Annotated in this window: 21 protein-coding genes; 16 read left to right on the forward strand and 5 right to left on the reverse strand. The window is 70.1% G+C overall.

From position 1 onward, the window contains the following. Window positions 1-14: 14 nt before the first annotated feature. The 3 genes from MMF94_RS11490 (at window position 15) to MMF94_RS11500 (ending at window position 2,987) form a co-directional block, all read left to right on the forward strand. Window positions 15-917: a sugar phosphate isomerase/epimerase family protein gene (locus MMF94_RS11490; protein ID WP_241036344.1), complete on the forward strand. Its 903-nt coding sequence runs from the start codon at window positions 15-17 to the stop codon at window positions 915-917. 139 nt (window positions 918-1,056) lie between these two features. Then, entirely contained in the window at window positions 1,057-1,506 is a 450-nt protein-coding gene (locus MMF94_RS11495) for a MarR family winged helix-turn-helix transcriptional regulator (RefSeq protein ID WP_241036345.1), read from the forward strand. Continuing rightward, window positions 1,503-2,987 carry an MFS transporter gene (locus MMF94_RS11500; RefSeq protein WP_241036346.1) on the forward strand — a complete coding sequence of 495 codons (1,485 nt, stop codon included), beginning with the start codon at window positions 1,503-1,505 and terminating at the stop codon, window positions 2,985-2,987. The genes MMF94_RS11495 and MMF94_RS11500 overlap by 4 nt, the downstream gene beginning before the upstream one ends. A 41-nt stretch (window positions 2,988-3,028) precedes the next feature. Here the strand turns inward: MMF94_RS11500 and MMF94_RS11505 are convergent, their stop codons facing one another. Continuing rightward, the gene (locus MMF94_RS11505) at window positions 3,029-3,691 is read right to left on the reverse strand and encodes a TetR/AcrR family transcriptional regulator (protein WP_241036347.1); all 663 of its coding nucleotides are present in this window, start codon (window positions 3,689-3,691) and stop codon (window positions 3,029-3,031) included. A gap of 104 nt (window positions 3,692-3,795) precedes the next feature. Between MMF94_RS11505 and MMF94_RS11510 the strand changes: the two genes are divergently transcribed. The 11 genes from MMF94_RS11510 to MMF94_RS11560 all read left to right on the forward strand — a co-directional run bounded on the left by MMF94_RS11510 (window position 3,796) and on the right by MMF94_RS11560 (window position 19,963). After that, complete coding sequence (locus tag MMF94_RS11510) at window positions 3,796-5,004, forward strand: cytochrome P450 (RefSeq protein ID WP_241036348.1); 1,209 nt, start codon at window positions 3,796-3,798, stop codon at window positions 5,002-5,004. Between the two features lie 790 nt (window positions 5,005-5,794). Continuing rightward, the gene (locus MMF94_RS11515; RefSeq protein ID WP_277398699.1) at window positions 5,795-6,235 is read left to right on the forward strand and encodes a histone-like nucleoid-structuring protein Lsr2; all 441 of its coding nucleotides are present in this window, start codon (window positions 5,795-5,797) and stop codon (window positions 6,233-6,235) included. 596 nt (window positions 6,236-6,831) lie between these two features. Continuing rightward, a complete protein-coding gene (locus MMF94_RS11520; protein ID WP_241036349.1) occupies window positions 6,832-8,112 on the forward strand; it encodes an extracellular solute-binding protein in 1,281 nt (426 codons plus the stop codon). Beyond that, window positions 8,109-9,050: a carbohydrate ABC transporter permease gene (locus tag MMF94_RS11525; protein ID WP_241036350.1), complete on the forward strand. Its 942-nt coding sequence runs from the start codon at window positions 8,109-8,111 to the stop codon at window positions 9,048-9,050. Before MMF94_RS11520 ends, MMF94_RS11525 begins: the two co-directional genes overlap by 4 nt. Further along, window positions 9,043-9,933 carry a carbohydrate ABC transporter permease gene (locus tag MMF94_RS11530; protein WP_241036351.1) on the forward strand — a complete coding sequence of 297 codons (891 nt, stop codon included), beginning with the start codon at window positions 9,043-9,045 and terminating at the stop codon, window positions 9,931-9,933. Before MMF94_RS11525 ends, MMF94_RS11530 begins: the two co-directional genes overlap by 8 nt. A 1-nt stretch (window position 9,934) precedes the next feature. Continuing rightward, the gene (locus MMF94_RS11535; protein WP_241036352.1) at window positions 9,935-11,722 is read left to right on the forward strand and encodes a GH39 family glycosyl hydrolase; all 1,788 of its coding nucleotides are present in this window, start codon (window positions 9,935-9,937) and stop codon (window positions 11,720-11,722) included. A 1-nt stretch (window position 11,723) separates the two neighbouring features. Beyond that, window positions 11,724-13,160, forward strand: coding sequence for an NAD-dependent succinate-semialdehyde dehydrogenase (locus tag MMF94_RS11540; RefSeq protein ID WP_241036353.1), 1,437 nt, complete (start codon window positions 11,724-11,726; stop codon window positions 13,158-13,160). Continuing rightward, window positions 13,157-14,092, forward strand: coding sequence for a dihydrodipicolinate synthase family protein (locus MMF94_RS11545; RefSeq protein WP_241036354.1), 936 nt, complete (start codon window positions 13,157-13,159; stop codon window positions 14,090-14,092). The genes MMF94_RS11540 and MMF94_RS11545 overlap by 4 nt, the downstream gene beginning before the upstream one ends. Further along, a complete protein-coding gene (locus MMF94_RS11550) occupies window positions 14,089-15,783 on the forward strand; it encodes a dihydroxy-acid dehydratase (protein WP_241036355.1) in 1,695 nt (564 codons plus the stop codon). Before MMF94_RS11545 ends, MMF94_RS11550 begins: the two co-directional genes overlap by 4 nt. 49 nt (window positions 15,784-15,832) lie before the next feature. Continuing rightward, window positions 15,833-18,745, forward strand: coding sequence for a glycoside hydrolase family 2 TIM barrel-domain containing protein (locus MMF94_RS11555; protein WP_241036356.1), 2,913 nt, complete (start codon window positions 15,833-15,835; stop codon window positions 18,743-18,745). A 63-nt stretch (window positions 18,746-18,808) separates the two neighbouring features. Continuing rightward, window positions 18,809-19,963, forward strand: a complete 1,155-nt coding sequence (locus MMF94_RS11560) for a LacI family DNA-binding transcriptional regulator (protein WP_241036357.1) — start codon at window positions 18,809-18,811, stop codon at window positions 19,961-19,963. Here MMF94_RS11560 and MMF94_RS11565 read toward each other — a convergent pair. After that, complete coding sequence (locus MMF94_RS11565) at window positions 19,877-20,242, reverse strand: hypothetical protein (protein WP_241036358.1); 366 nt, start codon at window positions 20,240-20,242, stop codon at window positions 19,877-19,879. The two genes, MMF94_RS11560 and MMF94_RS11565, sit on opposite strands and share 87 nt — an antisense overlap. Then, window positions 20,239-21,051, reverse strand: coding sequence for a serine hydrolase domain-containing protein (locus tag MMF94_RS11570; protein ID WP_338104198.1), 813 nt, complete (start codon window positions 21,049-21,051; stop codon window positions 20,239-20,241). The genes MMF94_RS11565 and MMF94_RS11570 overlap by 4 nt, the downstream gene beginning before the upstream one ends. A gap of 465 nt (window positions 21,052-21,516) precedes the next feature. On the opposite strand from MMF94_RS11570, the gene MMF94_RS11575 reads away from it, so the two are divergent. Together MMF94_RS11575 and MMF94_RS11580 are read left to right on the forward strand one after the other, a co-directional pair. Further along, on the forward strand, window positions 21,517-22,584 hold the full coding sequence (locus MMF94_RS11575) for a Gfo/Idh/MocA family protein (protein WP_241036360.1): 1,068 nt from the start codon (window positions 21,517-21,519) through the stop codon (window positions 22,582-22,584). Between the two features lie 204 nt (window positions 22,585-22,788). Further along, window positions 22,789-23,538: an IclR family transcriptional regulator gene (locus MMF94_RS11580; RefSeq protein WP_277398701.1), complete on the forward strand. Its 750-nt coding sequence runs from the start codon at window positions 22,789-22,791 to the stop codon at window positions 23,536-23,538. A 92-nt stretch (window positions 23,539-23,630) separates the two neighbouring features. Here the strand turns inward: MMF94_RS11580 and MMF94_RS11585 are convergent, their stop codons facing one another. Together MMF94_RS11585 and MMF94_RS11590 are read right to left on the reverse strand one after the other, a co-directional pair. Further along, window positions 23,631-24,389 (reverse strand): IclR family transcriptional regulator, encoded by a 759-nt coding sequence (locus tag MMF94_RS11585; protein ID WP_379660452.1) that lies wholly within the window; start codon window positions 24,387-24,389, stop codon window positions 23,631-23,633. Window positions 24,390-24,493: 104 nt separating this feature from the next. Continuing rightward, on the reverse strand, window positions 24,494-25,948 hold the full coding sequence (locus MMF94_RS11590) for an SLC13 family permease (RefSeq protein WP_241036362.1): 1,455 nt from the start codon (window positions 25,946-25,948) through the stop codon (window positions 24,494-24,496). Window positions 25,949-26,061 lie beyond the last annotated feature (113 nt).

The following is a 26,061-nucleotide window of genomic DNA, read 5'->3' on the forward strand; positions in this document are numbered from 1 at the left end:
CGAAGGAGTGGCCCATGCTGCCCGTCGGCATCTTCTCCGGCATCTACCAGCACGACCTCGACGAGGCTGCGCGGCGCGCCCGTGCCCACGGCTTCGGCTGCGTGCAGTTCGACCTCGACTTCACCGACCCTCGCTTCACGGAGCAGGGGCTCACCGAGGCGGAGTGCAAGGAGATCCGGGACACCTACCGCCGCCACGACGTGCCGATCGTCTCGGTGTCCGGATACACCAACATCATTCATCCGGACCCGGCCGAGCGGCAGCTTCGGCTGAACCGGCTGCGCGCCCTCATCCGTAGCGGGCGCCACCTCGGCACGCCCTACGTCATCAGCGAGACCGGCACCTACAACACCGGCAGCGACTGGGCCCCCGACCCGCGCAACCTCACCGAGGCTGGGTACGCCGAGTGCCTCGACGTGATCGGCGGGCTGGTCGAGGAGGCCGCGAAGCACGACGCCGTCTTCTGCGTGGAGACCTACGTCAACAACGTCATCGGCACGATCGACGCCACGCTGCGGCTGTTCCGCGACATCTCGAGCCCGCACCTGGGCCTGGTGATGGACCCCACCAACTACTACGAGGACCACAACATCGACGACATGGACGGCGTGCTGCGCCGCATGTTCGCCGAGCTGAGCCCGTACATCAAGATCGCGCACGCCAAGGACGTGGCCCGAGCCGGCGACACGGACGAGAAGCACGCCGACACCGGTGCGGCGGAGTACCTGTCGTTCCGTGGCGTCGGGGCGATGGAGCTGCACGGACCCGGTCAGGGCGCGCTGAACTACCCGCTCTACCTCGAGCTGCTCGCCGCGCAGCACCCGAACATGCCCGTGATCATCGAGCACGTCACGGAGGACGAGGTGCCCGCGGCGAAGCAGTTCGTCCACGGCGCGCTCGTCGCCGCGGGCGTGTAGCCGACCGCACGCTCAGGGCAGCCGCGCCGCCGAGCACGTTCTCGTGCTCGGGGGTAGGCAGGAGCTCAACCCAAACTGTTCAGTCTGTGTTGCTCAGCTTGAACTTGTCAGTTTGGACTGTTGAATCTACGGTCAGGGAATGTCCGAGATCAGCGGCGATGTCGCGGCGTCGGCGGTATGCGCGGCGCGTGATGTCCGGGTGGTTGTGGGCCGGTTGCGACGTCGGCTCCGGGAGACCTACGACAGTGGTGACCTCACTCCGTCCCAGACGTCGATCCTCAGCCGCCTCGACAAGGACGGAGCGGCCACGGCGAGCGCGCTGGCGGCGGCCGAGCGGGTCCGTCCGCAGTCGGTGGCGGCGGTCCTCTCGGTGCTGGACGAGCGAGGGCTGATCGAGCGCAGGCCCGACCCCGGCGACGGCCGGCGCCAACTGGTGTCGCTGAGCGCAGCCGGCCGCGAGTTCATCGACGACAGCCGGCACGCGGGCGAGGAGTGGCTGGCCCGCGCCCTCCACGAGCGCTTCACCGAAGCCGAGCGCCGCGCCGTCATCGAGGCGATGGCCCTCCTGGAACGGCTCACCCACGCATGACCTGGCTGACCCGCCTGACCAGGCCCGGACGTTCCATTCCGACGGATGACACGTTCGACCGCAAGCTGATCGCCCCGATGATCCTCGGGTCGATCTTGAATCCCGTGAACTCCTCGATGATCGCCGTGGCGCTCATCCCCATCGGTATCGATCTCGGGGCGCCACCGTCCGAGACGGCCTGGCTGGTCTCCGCGCTGTACCTCGCAACCGCCATCGGTCAGCCCGTCGTCGGGCGGCTGGTCGACATCTACGGACCTCGCCGCCTCTACCTGGCCGGCACCGCCCTGGTGGGGATCGCCGGAATTCTCGGCGCCCTCGCCGTGTCCGTGGGGGCGCTGGTCGTCGCCCGGGTCTTGCTCGGGTTCGGCACGTGCGCCGGCTACCCGGCCGCGATGTACCTCATCCGCAGCGAGGCCACCCGCACCGGGCGCGACAGCCCCAACGGCGTCCTGACCCTGCTCGTGATCGCCAGTCAGACCATCGCCGTCGTCGGGCCCAGCCTGGGCGGGCTGCTGATCGGCCTCGGCGGCTGGCGGGCCACCTTCACCGTCAACGTTCCGCTGGCCCTGGCCTGTCTCGTCCTCGGAGCGCTGCGTCTGCCGCGCACCCGCGCATCGGCACGGACGACAGGGCTGGCCGGCACAGTGGACCTCGCCGGCATCGCCCTGTTCGCCGCGATGCTCGTCTCGCTGTTGCTGTTTCTGACCACCCCGCAGCTCTCGCACGCCTACCTGCTCGCGATCACCGTCGCTGCCGCCGCCGGGCTGGGATGGTGGGAGCTGCGCGCGGCGACCCCGTTCATCGACCTGCGAGTGCTCGGTGGCAACCTCCCGCTGCTCGCCACCTACACCCGCACCCTGCTGACGGCGGTCGTGGCGTACGCCTTCCTCTACGGATACACGCAGTGGCTCGAACAGGGGCGCGGGCTGACGCCGACCGTGGCCGGGCTCGTCCTGATCCCGATGTTCGCCATCGGGGTCGTCGTCTCGGCGGTCACCGGACGCCGTACCGAGGTGCGGGGAAAGCTCGTCGTCGGAGCCGTCGCCCAGGTCGTGGCGTGCGGCGGGCTGCTGCTGCTCGGCCCCGGCACGGGGATCTGGTGGCTCGTCGGTCTCGCCCTGATCCTGGGCATCCCGCAGGGGCTGAACAACCTCGCGAACCAGAACGCCATGTACCACCAGGCCGACCCCACTCGGACCGGTTCGTCGGCCGGCTTGTACCGCACGTTCTTCTATCTCGGCGCGATCAGCGCCGCCGCCGCCAACGGCGCCTTCCTGGCCGACCGCGCCGACACGGCCGGCCTGCACCACCTGGCCCTGTTCCTCGGCCCCTGCGCTCTCCTCTTCCTGGCGGTGACCCTCGCCGATCGCTCCCTGCGTCGAATCGGTGGGTCGAAGGACGCCGAGGCGCCCGCCGACCACGACCCCGTACCCGCAGGCCCCTGCACATCTCGATCTCCAGGGCAGGCTCCGCGACCCTGACCAGCACGAACGGCCGACAGGGCGGAGAGGAACCGCGCCCGCTACTCCACCATCCTGAAGTAGCGGTCCAGCGCGTCGAGGGTCAGTGGCTGCCGGCGCAGCGGCTCGGAGGCGTCGAGCGCCACGGCGTGGATGCCGCCGAGGAACAGCTCCAACTGCTGGTCGATGATCAGCTCGTTCAGCTCGGCACCGATGGCGGGCAGCGGTCGGGAGAGCTTGATGACGCCGAGCCAGAGGTCGATCGGGTTGATGCCCTGGCGGAGCTGCCCCTCCTGCTGGGCGGCGCGGGTGAGCTGCTCCATCTGCTCGAAGAGCTGGTTGCGTCGCTCCTTGAGCGGTCCCCCCTCGCCGCGCATGTCCTTTTCCAGGCCGGGGACCAGCTCCGGCATGATGACGCTGATCCGCAGCTCCACCAGGCGGCGTAAAAGCTGCGCCAGCGCGCCCCAGGCGTCAGGGTGCTCGACGGTGGCACGGGTCAGCTCCTCGCCGACCAGGGTCAGGTTGTCCAGGGCGACCTGCTGGACGAGCGTGTGGCGGTCGGGGAACCGGCGATACAGGGTGGCGATGTTGACGCCGGCGCGGCGCGCGATCTCCTCCAGCGGTGCGTGGATGCCCCTCTCGAGGAAGACCTCGCGGGCCGCGGTGATGATCTGCTCGCGGTTGCGGCGGGCGTCTGCCCGCAGCCGGGTCGTGCTCTCGGTCAAGCCGGTACCCATCTCCTCATGAAGTGAAGGGTGACCCTTCGATTGTGCTAGCTTACTCACGGCCGCAAACGAAGGGTTTTCCTTCACTTGATGAGGAGAGGTTGATGTCCCAGACCGCGACCCCTGGCAGCCGAAGCTTCCCGCTCCAGCGGCAGTGCCCGTTCGCCCCACCGTCGGAGTACGAGCGGCTGCGCGCCAAGGAACCCGTTTCCAGGGTGCAGCTGCCCACCGGCGACACCGCCTGGCTGGTGACGCGGTACGAGGACGTCCGGACCGTGCTGAGCGGCCCGGTGTTCAGTGCCGACAGCACCCGCCCCGGCTTCCCCGCGCTCTTCCCGGGGCTCGAGCAGATCATGCAGCGCCCGCCGTTCATCCGGATGGACCCGCCGCAGCACAGCTTCTACCGGCGCATGCTCATCCAAGATTTCACGGTCAAGCGCATCAAGACGATGCGGCGCGGCATCCAGGCCACCGTGGATCGGCTGCTGGACGACCTGCTCACCCAGACCCCGCCGGTGGACCTGGTCGAGGCGTTCGCGCTCCCCGTGCCGTCGCTGGTGATCTGCCAACTGCTCGGTGTGCCCTACGACGACCGCGAGTTCTTCCAGAGCAGGAGCAAAGTCATCTTGTCGGGGGCGAGCACCGCGGAGCAGGCCGCAGCCGCGTTGGGTGGGCTACGCGCCTACATGGACGGGCTGATCACCCGAAAGCAGCGGGAGCCCGGCGACGACCTGCTGAGCAAGCTGGCCACCGAACAACTGGAGCCCGCCGGCGGGCTCCGCCGGGATGAGCTGTTGATGATGTGCCTGATGCTGCTCAGCGCGGGGCACGAGACTACGGCGAACATGATCTCGCTCGGCACGGTTGCGATGTTGGAGCACCCCGACCAGCTCGCCGCGCTGCGGTCGGACCCCGATCTGCTTCCTGACGCCGTCGAGGAGCTGCTGCGTTACCTCAGCATCGCCGACCTCATCACCATCCGGATCGCGGCCGAGGACACCGAGCTCAGCGGCGTGGCGATCCGCGCGGGCGAGGGGGTCATCGCCCTGCTGGCCGCGGCCGACTGGGACCCCGGAGTCTTCCCCGAGCCCGAGCGGCTGGACGTTCACCGCGGCGACCGGCACCACGTCGCCTTCGGCTACGGAGTGCACCAGTGCCTCGGGCAGAACCTCGCCCGGCTGGAGCTGGAGATCGTGTTCTCCACCCTGTTCTCGCGCATCCCCACCCTGCGGGTCGCGGTGCCGGTGGACGAGCTGCCCTATAAGCACCGCACCCTTTTGCACGGCGTTCACGAGCTGCCCGTGACCTGGTAGGTCCACAAGCCTCGATGGATCTGGAAGTTCTCGACGGTTGCCCGTCGACCTCGCCGTTGCCAGGTTGGAAAACGCTCGGTGCATGACGAGCAACCTCGACAGGTCGGCGGGTCGCGTCGGTGGCCGAATCGGGCGCGGGGGCGTGAGTGGTGCGCGCCGTCGTGGGTCACCTGCACAGGATGGATGAATTCCGACGATGGTCGTTGCGGTGACCGGGGGATTTCTCGGCTTCGCATGCAGCCGTTGCCGTTGACCGCGGGATGCCGGGTCGTCTACGGCGCGCGAATGCTCGGCCGACCCGTCGCCGGCGAAGACCTCACTCGGAAGGTTCAACGGCGGTGAGGAATCGGCTCAGGGACCTGAGGGGGTCGTGGCTGGAGCCGGGGCGTGTCGGCTGATCGGCTCGGGTGTCCAGCCAGACCGTCAATGCGCTGGAAACCGGTCGTTACGACCCCGGCCTGCCCCTTGCCGTCCGCATGGCACGGCTCTTCGAGCACCCGATCGAATCATTTTTCGACCCTGGCGACTACCCGACGTCTCCGCTGAGGGCGGCGCTTAAGGCTGGCGTGGTCGCCGCATCTACCTGGGGTTCTGCTGCCTTGCACAGACGGTGGCTGCCGTGTCACCGGGCGGTTGCTGTTCGTTTCTCGAGTACCGCCCGACCATCGACGGTAATTCATCACGCCGATGGGGGATCCCTGGGCTCTCCGCATCCTCGCGTGGTTTGACATTTCCTGGCAGGCATGGAGAATTGCGTGACCCTTGAAGGCTTGATGGATGGAAGTGAAAGATGGCAAGCGTCACGCGTGTACGGCTCGTCGACGACCTGGATGGTGGCGAGGCCGATGAGTCGGTCTCCTTCGCCCTCGACGGCAAGAGCTTCGAGATCGATCTGAGCGCGAAACGCGCTGCGGAGCTGCGAGGCATTCTGGCTCCGTACGCAGGGGCAGCCCGTCGTGCCGGTGGCAGCACCATTCGCCGCCGGCGCGGCACGGGTGCCTCGTCGCCTCGGCGAGACGACACCGCTGCAATTCGGGAGTGGGCCGCTGCTCATGGCCACCAGGTTTCGGCGCGAGGTCGTATCTCCGCCGCGGTCATCCAGGCGTATGAGAACCGGGGCGCGACAGCGGCCCTTGCGACGAAGAAAGCGGCCGGAGTCGAGGCCGAAGCCAAGCCGAAGCAGCGTCGGCCGCGCAAGAAGGTTGCCAACCCGTTCGCGACCGGCAACTGATCTCAACCCAGACACGGCGAGGGTCCGGAGTCGAAGACTCCGGACCCTCGCCGTGTTGTTTCGGCCACGCCACCTGGCGCCTCGTACCTCGCAGCACGTGGGGTGACCTCGCAGTGCGCCGGCCTGCTGTGACGATGCACGGCGGGCTGCGACGCCGCGGTTGCCAGACCGAACGAACCCGCGGGCCGGCGAGGCTCGGCCTCCCCATCGCCTGACGATCGATAGTTCGCCGGCGCTCCCGGTTGACAAACCTTGTTAACGCTAACATTGTGAGCGCTAACAACGTGTCGAGGGGGATGCGTGATCGGTTGGTCGATGAACTCCCTGTCAAGATCGCGCTCGGCCCGTTCGCGGCGGGCGAGGCGAGCAGCGCGTGCCGGGCGTCCACATGTTCGCGGTCCGTCCGGATCGCCACGGCCGTTCCACGGGTGGAGATCCACCCGCCCGGTATCGACGCCCCCACATCCCAGCCCTGCTGCTGATCTGTCGAATCAGCCGTACTTCGTGCTCGGAAGCTCGGCCGCCCGCTGACCCGTCCCCGTGAGGGGTCCCAGCCCAGTACACCCGCCCACGACATCGATGTCTGAGGGAGACTGATGCTGCCCACGCTGTCCCGGCGCCGGCTGCTGGCGCTTGCGGCCGGGAGCGCCGCGAGTGTCGCGCTCGGCGCCTGCTCATCGCCATTCGACGAGACCACCCGCGGAGGCGGTCGGGTCCTGGAGTTCGTCACGTTCTACACCGGTGGCGACGGCGACCTGATGCAGTCCATCGTCGATCGGTACAACTCCTCGCAGGACGAGGTGTTCGTCCGGTTCAGCGCGCCCGCCTACGGCGGGGACTACCTGACGAAGGTCCTCACGGCCGCACTGGCCGGGGCACCGCCCGCGATCGTCGCGCTGCACAGCTATGAGATCCAGCCGCTGCGGCGCTTCCTCCACACGATCCGGCTCGGGGATCTCGGGCTCGCCGAGCCGGACTTCGTCGACGGCACGAGAGAGCTCGCTGAGATCGACGGCGAGCTGTACGGCGTCACCATGAGCACGGGGCCGCAGGCGCTCGGGTACAACCGGCAGCTGTTCGCGAAGGCCGGCCTCGATCCCGACCGCCCGCCTGCCACTGGGGAGGAGTTCCTCGTGGCCGCGCAGGCGCTGAAGGCGTCCGGACCATGGGGTTTCGTCCGGGAGACCGGCACGTACATGCCCTGGCAGAGCATGAACTGGCAAGGCGGCGGCGACCTGATCGACGGCGAGAGCCGTGCGATGTTCGACAGCGAGGCGGGCATTGCGGCGGCGCAGCTGGAGCAGGACCTCGTGCACCGCTACCAGGTGTCGCCGCAGCAGCTGGTGGACGGGCTCCAGGTCGGGCAGATGTTCCGCGCCCAGCAGGTGGGGATGGTCTGCACGTACCCCTGGGGGCTCCAGCAGCTGCTGGAGACGAACGCCGAGACCGGCATGGAGCTCGACGTTGCACCGCTGCCGCAATTCTTCAACGGGCCGCGGGCCATGATCGCGACCTCGCACATCTACACCATCCCGATTCAGCGCACGAACGACGACTGGGTCCGGGACCAGGCGCAGAAGTTCATCAGCTGGCTGTTCCGCGAGGGCAGCGTCGACTGGGCGGGTGCGCAGGCGCCGGCCAGCACGGCGGCCGCCGCGCCGATCGCCGCGAGCACCGACCCGGTGGTCCGCAAGATGAGCCTCTTCATCGACCAGGCGAAGTACGCGCACTTCGCGCCCTACGCCTACCGCTGGAACCAGGCCTTCCAGTACCTCAACGACGCGATGGACAACATCGTCTACCAGGGCGCAGACGTGGCATCCGAGCTCCGCTCCGCGACGGCCCGGGCGACCGAGACGATGAAGGAGCCGTCGTGAGTGCCGTCACCACCGGGATCGGCGCGACCACCCGAGACGGGACCGGGGCGCGGACCCGCAGGAATCGGCGCAGGCGTCCGTGGCGAGCCGCCGTCCTCTTCCTGACGCCGTTCGCCGTGCTCTACCTGCTGCTGTGGGCGGTGCCGGTGGTGCACGGTTTGTACCTCAGCGCTACGGACGTCAACGTGGCCGAGGGGACCGGCGGGTTCGTCGGCCTGAACAACTACGTGACGTTGTTCGGAGACTCCGACTTCCACGCCGCGTTCGGCCACACGTTGCTCTTCGTCGTGCTGAACGTGCCGGTGCTCGTGGCGGCCGGGCTGGTGCTCGCGCTGCTCCTGAACCGCGACCTCGGTGGGCGCAACGCGATCCGGGCCGCGTTCGTGTCGCCTTATCTCCTGCCCGGCGCTGCTGTGGCCCTGATCTGGAATCTCGTGCTCAACCCCGTCAACGGCTCGCTCAACACCGTGCTGCAGGCGATCGGGTTGCCCGCACAGCAGTGGCTCTCCCAGCCAGGCGAGGCGATGGGCGGGGTCGTGCTGCTGACGCTGTGGTGGCGGGTCGGGTTCCCCCTGCTGATCCTGCTCGCCGCGCTGCAGGACATCCCCAAGCAGCTGTACGAGGCGGCCCGGATCGACGGGGCGAACCCCTGGCAGCAGTTCCGGTACGTCACGCTGCCCGGCATCGCGCCGGTGCTCGGGCTCGTGATCCTGCTGAGGCTGATCGACTCGTTCAAGGTGTTCGAGCAGGTCTACCTGCTCACCGAGGGCGGGCCGAGCGGCAGTACCCGTGTGGTCCTGCAGATGCTCTACGAGACGGGCTTCCGCGACTTCCGTACCGGATACGCCGCCGCCATCGGATGGACGCTCGCGCTCGTGATCCTCGTGGTCGCGATCGTCCAGCAGATCCTGACCCGGAGGAGCTCGGGCAATGGCTGACACCGCGAGCATGACGCGTCCGGCTTCCGCAGCAGGGCGGGTGCAGGTGCCACCCGCCGCCCGGCGTCGCGCCCGGTGGATCGCCACGGGCGCCGCACTCGTGGTGGCCGTGCTGTGGGCGCTTCCGCTGCTGTGGGCCCTGTCCTCCTCGTTCGAGGCGGCCGACGACGACGGCAACCGGCTGGTGCCCCAGAGCCCCACGCTCGACAACTGGGGGATGCTCGTCGACCCGGGCGGGCGCGCGGTGAACATCTTCGTCGCGTTCTTCAACAGCGCGGTGGTGGCGGTCAGTTCGACCGTCCTTGCGCTGCTGGTCTGCTCGATGGCCGGTTACGCGCTGGCGAAGCTGCCGTTCCGCGGCAACAGTGTGGTGTTCGGGCTGCTCCTGGTGACGATGCTGATCCCGAACGAGGTGGTGCTGGTTCCCCTGTTCCAGCAGTTCAACCAGCTCGGCCTGCTCAACACCTACGGCGCGCTGGCGTTGCCGCACATCGTGTCGCTCCTCGGTGTGGTGCTGATCCGGCAGTTCATCGTGAACCTGCCCGACGACCTCACCGACGCGGCCCGGATCGATGGCGCCAACGCGTGGCAGACCTACCGCTACATCGTGGTGCCGCTGATCCGCCCGGCCATGGCGACGCTCGGCATCCTCGTCTTCCTCGGCGCCTGGAACGACTTCCTCTGGCCGCTGATCTCCACCAGTTCGCCCGCCATGCAGACCCTCCCGCTCGCGCTCGTGACCTTCCGGTCGGCCTACGGCGACATCGACTACGGCGTGGTGATGGCCTCGACGATTCTGGCGATCACGCCGCCGCTACTGGTCTTTCTCTTCGCACAGCGCTTCATCATCGAAGGAATCAGCAGTACAGGACTGAAGGGTTGAGATGACCTCCGATCCGCAGCAGATCGACACGGACGGTTCCGGCAACGGGGCCGCCGATCCTGCCGCCGAGAAGAACACCTCCGGCAGCGGCGTCCAGGCCGTGCCCTACACGCCTGCCGACCCGGACGCGCCGCACGTGCGCACGGCCCGGGTGACGGTCGACGCAGGTGACGACCGCGGCGTGCTCGACCGTCCGTGGGCGAGCCTCGGCTACGACGAGATCAACTGGACCTACACCCCGCAGGGCCGCCGGACCCTGGGGACGATCGGCGGCTTCGCCGAGACGCCTTACCACGTCCGCCCGCACTACATCTTCAACAGCGGCACGGGCCTCGGTCTCCTGCACTGGGGGAGCGGGAACGTCTACCACGAGGACGCGGACGGCAACCCGTTCTACGACTTCACGATCGCCGATCTCACCTACGACACGATCGTCGGGACCGGCCATCACCCGCTGGTCGAGCTGGCGTTCACCCCGCGCGCGCTGGTGCCGGACAGGGCGAAGGAGGAGTTCGCGTTCGAGAGCAGCCCCACCCTCTACAGCGAGTACGAGGCGGGCTGGTGGTCCTACCCGCCGAAGGACTACGCGAAGTGGGGCGGGCTCGTGGCGGCGCTGGCGCAGCACTGCCTGGAGCGCTACGGCGAGGAGGAGATGTCGCACTGGCTGTGGGAGCTGTGGAACGAGCCCGACATCTCCTACTGGCGCGGCACCCCCGAGGAGTTCCACGATCTGTACGAGGTGGCCGCGAAGGCGATCCGCAGTGTGCTGCCCACCGCGCGCGTCGGCGGGCCCACCGTGACCGGCGGGGACAAGGGGGTCACGTTCCTGCGTGGCTTCCTGACCGCGTGCTCGGAGCGGGACCTGCCGCTGGACTTCGTCTCGTTCCACACCAAGGGGGCGGCGTTCTCGCCGTGGCGCACCTACGGGCCGATCGGCGCGCCGGCACCGACGAAGCAGTCGCCATCGATGGCGAAGATGCTGCGGGAGATCGATCGCATGCTCGCGGTGATGGAGGAGTTTCCGGCCTACACGGGGCTGCCCGCGATCGTGGACGAGTGTGATGCGTCGGTGCCCGCGCACTGGGGGATCTACGACAACGCGAACTTCGCCTATCGCAACAACGAGTACTACCCGGTGTTCCAGGCGAAGCTGATGAAGAAGGTCCTCGACCTGAACGCGCGTCACGCTGCGCAGGTCGCGGAGGCGACCACGTGGAGCTTCTCCATGGAGGGCGAGCGCTACTTCGAGGGCACCCGCAGCTTCGTCACCGCGTCGGGCATCGAGAAGCCGCTGATGAACGCCTACCGGGCGTTCGCCCAGCTCGGTGATCGGCGCATCGGGGCCACGTCGGACGCTGCCGTGGCTGTGGACGACCTGACCGTCGTCGGCGCCGGTCTGGCGGAGGAGGTCGACGTGCTGGCCGGCAGGTCGTCGGCCGACGGCCGCGTCGCGGTGCTCGTCTGGCGCCACGCCGACGACCAGTACGCGGAAGACGACGCGCCCACCGTCGTCGACCTGCAGGTCGACGGGCTGACGCCGGGTGCCTGGACGCTGCAGCACTGGCGGATCGACCGTGATCACAGCAACAGCCACACGGTGTGGCAGAGCGTCGGCGCCCCACAGGACCCGACGGCGGAGCAACTCGCCACGATCACGCAGCGGCAGGGGCTCGAGCGGCTCGCCGACGACGTGCGTGTCACGGCCGACGGCGGCGCGCTGACGCTGCAGGTGCAGCTCCCTCTGCCCTCGCTCAGCCTGCTGGTGCTGATCCCGGGAGAGGGCGCCTGACGTGCCCGACCAGCTGTTCATCGGGGGTGAATGGCGGGACGCGTCGGACGGCCGCACGATCGACGTCCTCGACCCGGCCACCGAGCAGGTCGTGGCCACGGTGCCGGACGCATCCGACGCCGACCTCGACGCCGTCCTCGCCGCGGCGGACTCGGGGTTCGACACATGGCGGCGTGCGTCTCCTACCCAGCGCTCCGAGGTGCTCGCCCGCGCGGCATCGCTGCTGCTGGAGCGCACGGAGGAGATCGCCGCCGTCCTGACCCAGGAGCAGGGCAAGCCGCTCGACGAGGCGAGGGCGGAGGTGCGTCAGTCCGCCGAGCAGTTCAGCTGGTTCGCGGGCGAGGCCGTGCGCGCCTACGGGCGGGTGCTCGCCACCGAGCCGGGGCGCCGGTCGTGGGTCGAGCGGCGGCCGGTCGGCCCGGTGGCCGCGTTCACGGCGTGGAACTTCCCTGCGTCGCTGCCCGCCCGCAAGCTTGCGCCCGCCGTCGCGTTCGGCTGCAGCATCGTCGTGTGCCCTGCTGTGGAGGCACCGCGCACGGCTATGGAGCTGGTGGCGACCCTGGCCGACGCCGGCGTGCCGGACGGCGTGGTCAACCTGATCACCGGCGAGCCGCCCCGCGTCAGTGCGCGGCTGATCGAGTCGGACGTGATCGCGAAGATCAGCCTGACCGGCTCGGTGCCGGTGGGCCGGCAGCTCGTGCGGCTCTCCGCCGAGCGGCTCCAACCGCTCACGCTGGAGCTCGGCGGCCACGCCCCGGTGCTGGTTCTCGACGATCTGGACGACGAGGCGGTCGACCGCGCCGCTGCCGCGGTGGTCCGCTCGAAGTTCCGCAACGCGGGCCAGGTCTGCATCTCGCCGAGCCGGATCTTCGTGCAGGACGCCGTCCACGACCGGCTCGTCGCCGCGGTCGAACGGCTGGTCGGGCAGCTGCGGGTCGGGCCAGGTACCGACCCGGGCAGCGACGTCGGCCCGCTCGCCAACGCGCGGCGGCGCGCCGCCGTGGCCGAACTGGTCGAGAAGGCCGCGGCCGGCGGAGCCACCGTGCGGTGTGGCGGCCGGGCGCCGGACGGGCCGGGCTTCTTCTTCCTGCCCACGGTGCTCACCGACGTTCCCGCGGACGCCGCCGTGCTGCGCGACGAACCGTTCGGGCCGGTCCTTCCCGTGCTGCGGTTCGGCACCCTGGACGAAGGGCTCGACCGTGCCAACAACGTGCCGTACGGGCTCGCGGCGTACGTCTACACCACCGACCTCGGTCGCGCCGACGCCGCGGTGGCGGGCCTGGACGTGGGCATGATCGGGGTGAACGAGACGGCACTCGCCTCGGCCGCGTCACCGTTCGGAGGAGTCGGGCTCTCTGGCTACGGCCGGGAGGGCGGCACCGAGAGCATCGAGGCGTACACCGTCGCCACCGCAGTGACATCGAGGGGAAGGCCGTGAGCAGTAGCAGGGAACCGCTTTCTGCCGGGGTGTGGGGAGTGCTGGCCACGCCGCTGAGCGCCGACGGATCCGCCGTGGACACCGAGTCCCTCGCCCGCCAGGTGCAGCACTACGCGCGGATCGGCGCCACCGGGCTCACCGTGCTCGGCGTGTTCGGCGAGGCGGCCCGGCTCACGCCCGACGAGCGGCGGACCGTCGTGGAGACGGTGGTGGCGGCAGACCCGCAGCTGCCGCTGGTGGTCGGGGTCAGCGCGCTCGAGACCGATGCGGCCTGCGCCGAGGCGGACAACGTGCTCGACCTGGTGGACGGGCGGCTGGCCGGGCTGATGGTGCAGGTCGCGTCGCCCGACCCGGCCGAGCTCGCCCGGCAGCTGACGACGGTCGCCGACCGGACGGGACAAGGGATCGTCGTCCAGGACTACCCGATCATGAGCGGTGTCTCGATCGCCGCGCGCGATCTGGTCGACGCCGTCCGGCGAGTGCACGCGGTGACGGCGGTGAAGTCCGAGTCCTCGCCCAGCCCGCCCGCCGTGGCTGAGCTCGTCGCGGGTGTCGAGGTTCCCGTGTTCGGCGGGCTCGGCGGCACGTGCCTGCTCGACGAGCTCGCGGTCGGTGCGGCCGGCGCGATGACCGGCTTCTCCGTGCCCGAGGGGCTGCTCGCTTGCGTCGCGGCATATCGGTCCGGTGGGTTCGGAGCCGCTCGTGACGTGTGGCGCGACTACCTGCCGCTGGTGAACTTCGAGTTCCAGCAGGGCATCGCGCTCGGGCTGCGCAAGCACAGCCTGGTGCTGCGTGGGCTGATCCGGCACGACGCGGTGCGCCCGCCCGCACGGGCGATCCCGCCGCGCATCCTCGAGCTGCTCGCGGAACATCTGCGCAGTACCCCGGGTGACGTGCTCGAGGGCGCAGCGGCGTCCGGGAGGGAGGGATGACGGAGGAGAGAGGGCTCTACCGTGGCCTGACGAACTACGGCGACCGGGACTTCTCCCGCTACCTACGCCGGACGTTCCTGCACTCGACGGGGCGCGCGCCCGAATCGCTCGAACGCCCGGTGATCGGCATCGCCACATCGGCGAGCGACTTCAACCCCTGCCACCGCGCGATGCCGGAGCTGGTCGCGTCGGTCGTGCGCGGCGTGACCGCGGCCGGTGGGCTGCCCATGCAGTTCCCCACGGTGTCGCTCGGGGAGGGCTTCCTGAACCCGACGGCGATGATGTTCCGCAACCTGATGGCGATGGACGTCGAGGAGATGGTGCGGGCGCAGCCCATGGACGCCGTCGTCCTGGTCGGTGGTTGCGACAAGACCGTCCCGGCGCAGCTGATGGGCGCCTTCTCCGCCGGGCGCCCGGCCGTCCAGCTCGTGACCGGGCCCATGTCGACCGGGCGCTACCACGGGGAACGCCTCGGTGCCTGCACCGACTGCCGCCGGTTCTGGGCGAACTACCGCGGCGGTGACGTCAGTGCCGAGGAGATCGCGGAGGTCGAGCGGAACCTCGCCACCACGGCGGGCACGTGCGCGGTGATGGGCACGGCCAGCACGATGGCGTGTGTCGTCGAGGCGCTGGGGATGGCGCTGCCGGGCAGCGCCACCGCACCTGCTGTGCACTCCGACCGGCTGCGGATCGCGGAGGCGACCGGCACGGCCGCGGTCGAGACCGCCGCAGCGGGGCGCACGCCGGACCAGGTGGTCACCCCGGCATCGGTCCGCAACGCGCTGCGGGTGCTGCTGGCGATCGGCGGCTCGACGAACACCTTGGTCCACCTGACGGCGATGGCGGGGCGGCTGGGGATCCCGATCGATCCGGACGAGCTGAACGCGCTCAGCGAGACGACGCCCGTGCTCGTCGAGCTCAAGCCGACGGGCGCGCACTACATGGAGGACCTGCATGCCTCCGGTGGACTCCCGGCAGTGCTGCACGAGCTGCGGGACCTGCTGGATCTGTCCGCGCCCACCGTCACCGGCGCCACGCTCGGTGAGGTGCTGGGGGAGGGGCCCGACTGGGTCGACCGCAGCGTCGTACGGACAGCCGCGGAACCGAGCCGGGACAAGGGCGGGCTGGTGTGGTTGCGCGGCTCGCTGGCGCCCGACGGCGCGCTGATCAAGCGGTCCGCCGCGGATCCGGCGCTGTTCGAGACCACCGGACGCGCAGTGGTCTTCCGGTCGCTGGAGGACCTCGCGGAGCGCGTCGATGACCCGGACCTCGACGTGACGGAGTCGGACGTTCTCGTTCTGCAGAACGCCGGCCCGCGCGGAGCCGGGATGCCGGAGGCCGGCTATCTGCCCATTCCCGCGAAGCTGGCGCGCAAGGGCGTGCGCGACATGGTCCGCATCTCCGATGCGCGAATGAGCGGCACCGCATACGGCACGATCGTCCTGCACGTCACGCCCGAGGCCGCGATCGGCGGTCCGCTCGCGCTGGTCAGGACGGGGGACCGGATCCGGCTGTCGGTCAGCGAGGCGAGCCTCGACCTGCTCGTCGACGACGCGGAGCTGGCGCGCCGCCAGGCAGAGCTGCCGTCGCCCCCGCCAGCGCCGATGACCGGATACCGCAAGCTGTTCCACCAGCACGTCACGGGCGCCGACCGTGGCTGCGACTTCGATTTCTGCATCCCCCGTGCCTGACGGCACGCCCGTCGCCGAACCGGACGACCCGCTGAAGGGATACTTGCCGATGACGCCGGATCCGTACGAGCCCTTGGCGCACGCGCTGGAACCGCGAGCCTGGTTCCGCTCCGACGCACCCCGGCTGGACCTCTGCGGGTCGTGGCGGTTCCGGCTGTTCCCGCGGGCCGACACGGGCGCCGACCCGGCCGACGACGGTAGGGACGGGAGCTGGACGGACCTGCCGGTGCCCGCGCACTGGCAGCTCCACGGTCACGGCAGCCCGGCCTACACCAACGTCGCCTACCCCTTCCCCGTCGATCCGCCGCGGGTGCCGCTGGAGAACCCGACGGGCGAGTACAGACGCTGGGTCGAGCTGCCCGCCGAGTGGCCGTCGGGCACCACGGTGCTGCGATTCGAGGGCGTCGACTCGCGGGTGCAGGTGTGGGTCAACGGCACCGAGGTGGGCTGGTCCACAGGGAGCAGGCTGCCGGTGGAGTTCGACGTGTCCGCGGTGCTGCGGCCGGGGCGCAACCTGCTCGCGGTGCGGGTCCAGCAGTGGTCGGCCGGTAGCTATCTCGAGGACCAGGACATGTGGTGGCTGTCCGGGATCTTCCGCGAGGCCGCCCTGCTCGCCCGTCCCGAGGGCGGGATCACGGACGTGGCCGTGCACGCTGGGTTCGACTCCGCGACGGGCACGGGCGAGCTGCGCGTGGACGCGGTCACCGGCGGCGGAGCGCCGGCGCGGTTGCGGGTGCCCGAACTGGGCGTCGACGTGCCCGCCGGCGAGCAGCTCACGCTGCCCGGCGTGGAGCCGTGGTCGGCCGAGGTGCCCCGGCTCTACGACGGCGAGCTGGCGACGGCCGCCGAGCGGGTGCCGCTGCGGATCGGCTTCCGTACCGCCTCGATCGAGGACGGCGAGCTGCGCGTCAACGGCCGGCGGCTGCTCTTCCGAGGCGTCAACCGGCACGAGTTCCACCCGGACACGGGCCGCGCCGTGGACGAGGGCACGATGCTCGCCGACGTCCTCCTGATGAAACGCCACGGTGTCAACGCCGTGCGGACCAGCCACTATCCACCGCATCCGCGTTTCCTCGAACTGTGCGACGAGTACGGCCTCTACGTGGTGGACGAGTGCGATCTCGAGACCCACGGGTTCGTCCTGGTCGAGTGGCGGAACAACCCGTCGGACGACCCCCGCTGGCGCGCGGCGTACCTGGACCGCGCCCGTCGGACGGTGCACCGCGACCGCAACCACCCCTCGGTGGTGATGTGGTCGCTGGGCAACGAGGCCGGCAGCGGAGTCAACCTCGCGGCGATGGCGGCGGAGATCCGGTCGATCGACCCCTCCCGCCCGCTGCACTACGAGCACGACCGCTCCGCCGTGAACTCCGACGTCTACAGCCGGATGTACGCGCCACCGTCCGAAGTGGAGCAGATCGGGCGCCGCGCCGAGGAACCGCATCCGGATCACGCTGCCGACGCCCGCAGGCGCACGCTGCCGTTCGTGCTGTGCGAGTACGCACACGCCATGGGCAACGGGCCGGGCGGCCTCGCCGAGTACCAGGCGCTGTTCGAGCGCTACCCGCGTTGCCACGGCGGGTTCGTGTGGGAGTGGATCGACCACGGGCTGCGCACCCGTACCGCTGACGGCACCGAGTTCTTCGGCTACGGCGGCGACTTCGGCGAACGCCTGCACGACGGCACGTTCATCGCCGACGGGCTGCTGTTCCCCGACCGCACGCCCTCGCCCGGGCTGATGGAGCTGGCCGCCGTGATCGCCCCGGTCCGGATCACCCCGGCGTCCGGCTCGGGCATCGCCGTCACCAACCGGTACGACGTCCGCGATCTCACCCACGTGACCCTGCGCTGGGCGCTGGAGACCGAGGGAGCGGAGATCGCCAAGGGCGAGCTCCCCACCCCTGCGCTCGATCCGGGGGAGACCGCCGTGCTGGAGGTTCCGGACCTGCCGCTCACCACGGGGGAGAGCTGGCTGACCGTCCGGGCGGAGCTCACTGCCGACGAACCGTGGGCGCCTGCCGGGCATGTCCTAGGCCAGGGCCAACTGCTCGTCACGCCTGCTGCGCCGGCACCGCCGGCCGGTGCCCCTGCGCGGTGGGCGGCAACCGTCCATAGTGGAGAACACCTCGTCGGGCCGGCCGAGCTCGATGCCGACGGTGCGCTGCGCCGGGTCGGGAACCTGCCCGTCGGCGGGCTCTGCCTGGACCTGTGGCGAGCGCCCACCGACAACGACCGCGGCCATCCGCAGCGAGCCGCGGCCGGGCAGGGTGCCTCGCTGCTCGCTCGGTGGCAGGCGATCGGCCTCGACCGCCTGGAGCACCGGGTCGACGACGTCCGGCTCGCCGACGGCGCGCTCGTCGTCACCACCTGGGTCGGGGCAGCCGCGACGGACGTGGCGATGCGGGTCCGGTACCGGTGGACCGCCGACGGCGAGAAGGCCGAGACGGCCGTGCGCCTGGACGTCACCGTCGAGCCGCACGGGCAGTGGGACGTGCCGTTGCCCCGGCTGGGCCTGCGCACCGGCCTGCCTGCCGCGCTCGACACCGTGACGTGGTTCGGTACCGGCCCAGGGGAGTCCTACGCCGACAGCGGCGAAGCGGTGCGGGTCGGCCGGTTCCGGGCCACCGTGGCCGAGCTCCAGACGCCGTATGTGCACCCGCAGGAGAACGGCAACCGGCGTGGGGTGCGCTGGGCGGAGCTGACCGGCCCGGAAGGCGGGCTGCGGGTGGAGGGCCTGCCGACGATCGACCTCACCGCCCGGCGGTGGACCAGCGAGCAGCTCGACGCGGCCGCGCACCCGCACGATCTGGTCGCGGGTGACCGGCTGTGGGTGAACCTCGACGTCGGGCAGAGCGGGCTCGGGTCGGCATCGTGTGGACCTGGCCCGTCGCCGGAGCACCTGCTCATGGCGGCCCCCACCACCTTCTCGTTACGGCTGCTGCCGTTGGCGGCGATGCGGTGACGTCGTGCGGGCGTGTCCGGCCACGCGGATCGCCCGACGAGGGGAGGGTCGAGAATTCCGAGCATGAACGACGGCGAGCTGACGGTGGTGGACGGCGCCGCGGTCGTGCCGCCCGTGCGGCGCGGGCGGCGGGTGTCGATAGCCGACGTCGCCCGCCGCGCCGGGGTGTCCGCCCAGACCGTCTCCCGCGTCTCGAACGGTTTCCCCGGCGTCGTCGAGTCGACCCGGGACACGGTGCTGGCCGCCATGGCCGAACTCGGCTACCGGCCGAACAGCGCGGCCCGCGCCCTCAAACGCGGGGAGTTCCGCACGATCGGTGTCATCGTCTTCTCGTTGTCCACCACGGGAAGCACGCGCACCGTGGAGGGCATCGCCACGTCGGCGGCCGAAGCGGGATATGCGATCACGTTGCTGCCCGTCGCGGTGCCGACGCAGGGCAGCCTCCGCGGTGCCTTCACCCGCCTCGAAGAGCTGGCGGTCGACGCGGTGATCATCGTCATGGAGATGCACCTCCTCGACAGCGCCGCCATCGACCTGCCGCGGGGAATGCCCGTGGTCGTCGGCGACTACGACGCGGGTGCCAGATACAGCGTCGTCGACACCGACCAGACGGGCGGAGCACGTGCCGCCGTGCAGCACCTCCTGGACCTCGGTCATCGCACGGTCTGGCACGTCGCCGGCCCGGCTGCGTCCTTCGCCGCGCAGCGCCGCGAGGAGTCCTGGGAGGCGACCCTCCGAGCCGCTGGGCTGGACGTACCCCCGGTGGTCCGCGGCGATTGGACCCCCGAGTCCGGATACCGCGCGGGGCTCCGCCTCGCCGATGAAGCCGATTGCACGGCGGTGTTCGCGGCGAACGACGAGATGGCGCTCGGGGTGCTCCGCGCGATGCACGAGCGGGACCGTGCGGTGCCCGGCGACGTCAGCGTCGTCGGATTCGACGACATTCCGCATGCGGCCTCGTTCTTCCCGCCGCTGACGACGGTGCACCAGGACTTCGCCGAGGTCGGCCGCCAGTGCGTACAAGGCGTCCTGCGGCAGATCCGCACCGACGAGCCCGAGCACGGCTTCACGATCGTTCCCAACCGGCTCGTGGTGCGCCGGAGCACCGCACCACCATCGCCGATGGTCGGGTCAGGCGAGCACGACGACCAGCCCGGCGCCGGCGGCCGCGTAGATGCCGGTGAGGACCGCCCGCATGGCCGGCCGCGAGGGACGTGAGGTCGGGGCGTCCCAGCCCACCGTGGGCCAGCGCAGGATCACCCCGGCGATCCCGATCCCGACAGCCACCGCCGCGATCACCCACACCCAGGACAGCAGGCCCGGCGGCGGAACGACCGCACGCATGAACGCCAGCGCCACGACGGCGTCCACGGTGGAACTGACGAGCACGAATCTGCTGGGCGCCGCGAAAGCCCCCCGGGACCACGCCCGCAGCACCTGAATGCCGATCATGATTCCTGCGAACAACCACAGCCCGATTCCCAGCACCGCGATCATGCCTCGCCTCCGATGCGCTCCAGCAGGGCGAACCCCGTCGTTGTCAGCCGGTTGAGCGATTCCCCCGCGGCGGACAGCACCACGACGGCGGCGCCCGCCTCCCGGTCGATCCCGAGAAACGAGGAGAACCCGCCGGTGCCTCCGTTGTGCCAGACGACCGTGGTTCCGGTCGCGGGTATGGGCCTCGTGAACCAGGCCCATCCGATGCTGTCCTCGGCGTCGAAGGTGCTTCGAGAGGTGAGGGCGCCGATGCCGGGCGCGCTGCCGTCGAGCAGCGCTCGGGCGAGGGCGGCCATGTCCGTGATGTGAGCCCTGGCACCGCCTGCGGGGCCGAGTGCCTCGCCGAGCCACTGGTCGGCGAGGCGGCCGCCTTCCGTCTCGCCCCGCAGGTCGCGCGGGCCCAGCTCAGCGGCGGAGACGGGAACGATGGTGTCGTCCATTCCGAGCGGGGTGAGCACGCGCTCGGCCAGCAGCTGTGGGTAGGGCGCCCCGCCGGCCGCGGCGAGCGCGGCGCCCAGCAACTCGAAACCGACGTTGGAGTACGTGGCAGGCGGGGCGTCGGGATCGACGCCGGCGAGTTCGGCGAGGAGCTGCGGGAGCGTCGCGATGTGCGGGTTCCCGGCCGAGAGCCCGTTCCAGGCGCCCCGGAGATACTGCGCGACGGTCGGTGGCTGTTTGGGCAGGCCCGAGTGGTGCGTGGCGAGCTGGGCGAGGGTCACCCCGGCGACCGGTCCGTCGACCGGGACGAGATCGCCGAGCCGCGTGTCGGCCGTGACCTCGCCGCGCCCGATCATGTCGGCGAACAGCAGGCCGGCCCTTGCTGATCGATCCGATCTCGAATCGGTCGTCGAGACCGGCGCCTATCGCCACGGTGCGCGTGCCGTCCCTGGTGACGGCGGCGACGGCGAGCGCCGGTTGCTCCTCTCCGACGACGTCACGGGCGAGCGTCGCGAGCGCCGCGTCCCCGACGTGGTGGTCGGGGAGCCGGGTCGGGGCGGGCCGTGCCACGAGCCCGACCCCAAGAGCCAGCGCGGCGCACACCGCCACGACGACAGCAGCTGCTCTGGAGCGGGGCCGGGATGGTGGTGGTGCGTGCGGCGAGATGGTCGATGAGCTGGTCACGGTGCTTCCTCCCCCTAGTGGTGCCGATATTACGAATTTACGTAATCGCTGCAACCGACTTCTGGGGGCGTTCCCAATCAGCTCGCGGAGGACGGTGAACCTGGCACCCTGGTCCGCCACGCATGTCGCAGCGGGGGGACGGTGCGGATCCGATGACGATGGCGAGTGGCCCGCGATTGGGAGTCGTGGGTCTCAAGATGGGCCTCTACCTGGCGGATTGGTCGCGGCGCGTCGGTCTGCAGGTGGTGGCCGGCTGTGATCGCGACCCCGAGACCCGCGCCGCTGCGGCGGCCCGATTGCCCGATGCGGACCTGACCGCTCGGTGGGAGGACCTGCTCACCCTCGACCTCGACGGTGTGGTGCTGGCGAACGACTTCGACGCGCACGCGCCGCCGGCGATGGCGTTCCTCGCACAGGGTGTGCATGTGCTGTCCGAGTCCGCAGCCTGCACCACCGCGGAGGAGGGGCGCCGGCTCATCGAGGCTGTCGACGGTTCGGCTGCGACCTACTCACTGGCGGAGAACTACGTCGCCCACCCACACGTTCGCGCGATCCGGGAGGTGGTCAACCGCGGCGAGGTGGGCAGGGTCGAGCTGATCGAGGCGGACTACCTGCACGGCATGTCACCGGAGATGGTGGACGCGCTGATCGGGGACCCGTCGCACTGGAGGGGGCGCATCGCAGCCACCGCGTACTGCACCCACACGCTGTCCCCGGTGCTGGCGATCACCGGGGCGCGACCCGTGGAGGTCAGCGCATTCGCCGTGGACGAGACGAACCGACGCGCCGCGGTGGTCATGATGGTCCGGTTGTCCACCGGAGCGCTGGCCGTGACCCGGCACGGGTTCCTGCAGGGCGAAGCGGACAGCCACTGGAGTTGGGTGTCGGTGCGGGGCAGCCGCGGGCTGGTCGAGTCCGGACGCGGCCCGGGAGAGCGGGCCTGGTCGATCCGGGTTCGAACCGAGGGCTGGGCGAGCGACGACGGAGAGGTCCGCGACGAGGAGCGAACACCGCCGCCGCTGTTTCTGGCGGGTGACAAGGTCGAAAGGCGCGCCGAGGGGACGGCGCTGATGCTCACCGCGTTCCGCGCCACGATCGAGCACGGTGCGCTGCCGCTGGTTCCGGTGCGTCCGGCGGTGGCGGCATCGCTCGTCGGCGTCATGGGCGCCCAGTCGCTGGCGATCGGATCGCGACCCGTCCCGGTTCCCGGCATCGACTGATGATCCGGATCAGCCCGTCCCGGGACTCCGCCATGCGGGAAGCGGCTGCTGCGGGCAGGACTCGTCCCGCATGACCGTCGTCGCGGTGCTCGTCGGATTCAGGAGGACTCGCGGCGGACCAGTAGTCGGTAGGAGCGGCACGAGTAGACTTCCGCCGAGGAGTTATTGAGACGTCAGCTCCTCCGCACCCGATCGGAGGAACAATTGGCCGCGGAAACGTCGGTCGGAGTGCAGTCGGTCGGGCGAGCCTTCCACCTGCTGCATCTGATGTCAGAGGCCGGAGGCCAGATGTCCATCAGTGAACTAGCCGCGGCGTCAGGCCTACCGCTGCCGACGATCCACCGAATCATTCGCACCTTAACCGAGTCCGGCCATGTACGGCAGAACGCTTCACGGCAGTACACGCTCGGACCTCGGCTTGTCGGACTCGGTGAAAGCGCCTCGCGAATGCTGGCCGCCGGGTCCCAACCCGATCTGCGGGAGCTCGCTGATGTCGCTGGCGAGACAGCGAACATGGCCTTGTACGACGGGGATCGGGCTGTGTACGTCGCCCAAGTTCCCTCGCACCACTCGATGCGCATGTTCACCGAGCTAGGACGCCGTGTCCACCTTCATGCCACGGGCGTGGGCAAGGCGCTGCTCTCGCAGATGCCCGACTCCGCGGTACGAAGGATCATGACTTCGACCGGCATGCCTGCGATGACGGATCGGACGATCACCGATCTCGACGTTCTCCTGCAGGTCCTGGCCGAGATCCGCGAACGAGGCCACGCGGTCGACGACGGAGAACACGAGTTCGGTGTCCGCTGCGTCGCGGTTCCCGTACCCGACGCGCCGACGCTGACGGCGATCTCGGTGTCCGGGCCGGAAAGTCGACTCACTGCCGAAGTGATGGAGAGAGTGGTGCCGCTACTGCGCGCGACCGCAACCGCCGTGGCCAAACGTTTCGCCTGACAACGCCAGTGCGAGACCGATTCTGGTGACAGCAAGCTGATTCCGACCGCTTACCTCGTGACCCGGAATGTCGAGGGCCGGGTAGGGCGGTCTCACGAGAAGTATTCTGACATTCGCTGAGCTGTGGAGTGCAGGTGACGGACGGCTTCGGCTGTCCTGTCGGGGGTCAGCCGGTACGTGGGGCCCGACAACGAGATGGCGGCCGGCGTCGGAGCGCCTGGAACCGCCACTGCGATGCACCGAAGGCCGACTTCCTGCTCCTCGTCGGAGTCGGCGTACCCTGTCTGCCTGATCTTCTCCAGTTCTTCGAGGATCTCCTCGACGTCGACCAGTGTCCGGTCGGTCAGCCGCGGCGTCGCGGCGGCCAGCAGCGCCCTCCGCACCGACTCGGCGGGTAGCTGCGCGAGGATTGCCTTGCCGACGCCCGTGCTGTGCAGGTAGACCCGGCGACCGACCTCGGTGAACATGCGCATCGAGTGACGGCCCGGCACCTGCGCGACGTACACGGCGCGTTCGCCGTCGAGCAGCGCCAGCTTGGTCGTCTCTCCGATCTCGACGGCGAGCACAGCGAGATCCGGCTGCGCCCGCGCCCCGAGCATGCGTGCTGCGCCCTCGCCGAGGCTGATGAGCCGCGGGCCCAGCGTGTAGCGACGGTTGTCCAGCTGGCGCACGTGGCCGGACTCCATGAGCGTGCGGGTCAGGCGGTGGACGGTGGGCTGGGGGAGGCCGGATGCGGTGACCAGTTCGTTTGCGGCCATGGCGCTCCCGGCCTGCGCCAGTACGTCGAGGAGCACGAAGGCGCGATCGATCGACTGGACTCCGTTCGAGCCACTGCTGCTGGCGGGTCGCACCACGTCGTTCCCCTCCGAATGTCCGAGCCGAGGGCCACTGAGCTGGAGCCTACAAGCCGAAGCGGCGCGGCTCCGGGGAGCAGAGCCGCGCCGCCGGGGTCGCGCTACAACCATCCCGGGACGACGAAGATCAGCCATGTCGCGATCGGAGCGAGGGCGCACATGCTGAAGCCCCACACCATCAATCCCCGGAAGACCCGTTCGCGCCCGGCTTCCGGGGAGTTGGCGACGACGAGTGCCCCGCTCGTCGAGAAGGGAGACGAGTCGACCACCGACGCCGATATCGACAGCGCGATGATCAGGCCGACCGCGCCGATGTGGCCTGCCAGCAGGAATGGCACGGCGAGCGGGATGAGCGCCCCGAGGATGCCTGTGGTCGAGGCGAACGCGGAGACGATGGCCCCGATGAGGCAGATGATGATCGCAGCCAGTAGGGGTGCGCCGATCGTCGTGACCAAGTGGCCGAGCCAGTCGATCGTCCCGACCTTCTCCATCAGCGAGACGAACGTGACGATGCCGCAGATCAGCAGCACCGTCGGCCAGGCCACCTGACCGATCGCGGCCTTCGCCGACGCCGGCGAGGCGAGTGACAGCAGCGCGGCCACGGTGAGGGCGGTGAAACCCACGTCGAGTCCGAACGCCAGGGCTCCGATCGCAAGGGCGGCCAGGCCCAGGAGAGTCAGGACGTGGTCGCGCGTCAGGGAGGCAGGTTTCTCATCGGTCTCGTCCCGGCTCCCGGGCTCGGTACCGGCGGGGATGTCCCTCATGGGAGTCGGTTCGGACGCGTCCGGTGCTGTTCCGGTGCCGCCACTGCTCGGCGTGCCCGCGCCGCCGGTGCCAACCGCGGTCGCGGTACGCGTGACGTGCTCGACGTGCGCGGTCTGTGACGCGCTGACCTGCAGCATGTCCGCCTTGTCGCGCGCGGGGACGATGCTGATGGTGGGGGTTTGGCGATTCATCAGCTCGCGACCGCCGAAGAGGAAGAACACGATGCCGCTGAGCACGAGGTTGAACAGGAAGGAGGACAGGAACAGCAGGCCTGGGTCGCTCGGCAGGGCGTTCCGTCCCACGACACCGTTGACGATGCTGCCGAAGATGCTGATCGGCGAGAATCCGCCGGCGCTGGCTCCGTTGATGATCAGCAGGCCCATCAGCATGGGGTTGATCCGGTACCGCGTCGCGAAACCCATGCCGATCGGGGCGATGATCGCGACGGCGGCGGGTACGACCGCGCCCACGGCCGTCAGGGCGGCCGTGACCATGAACATGACCCACGGTATGAGGGCGATCCGGCCTCCCACCGCGCGGACAGCGACCTGGACCAGCCAGTCGACGGTTCCGTTGCCCTTGGCGATGGCGAAGAGCAACGTCACCCCCACGAGGATGACGAACAGATCGCCGGGGAAGCCCGCCACGATGTCGTCGGTGCTCTGACCGGCGAAGGCGATCCCCACGACGAACGCCGCGACGAACGCCAGCACGCCCATGTGGACCGGTAGCACCGTGGCTATCACGAAGACCAGAGCCAACGCCACGATCGTGACGAGTTGTATCGACATGTGATCCCCCTGGGGTCGGCGGTGACGCGATGTCGGGGAGCGCGCGAGAGAACCTCATTTGATCCGCGATGCGGAAAAACAATTCCGGGATCGAGTATCGTCGACGTGACGCC

The sequence above is a fragment of the Pseudonocardia alaniniphila genome (assembly GCF_022524485.1).
Taxonomy (GTDB): domain Bacteria; phylum Actinomycetota; class Actinomycetes; order Mycobacteriales; family Pseudonocardiaceae; genus Pseudonocardia; species Pseudonocardia alaniniphila.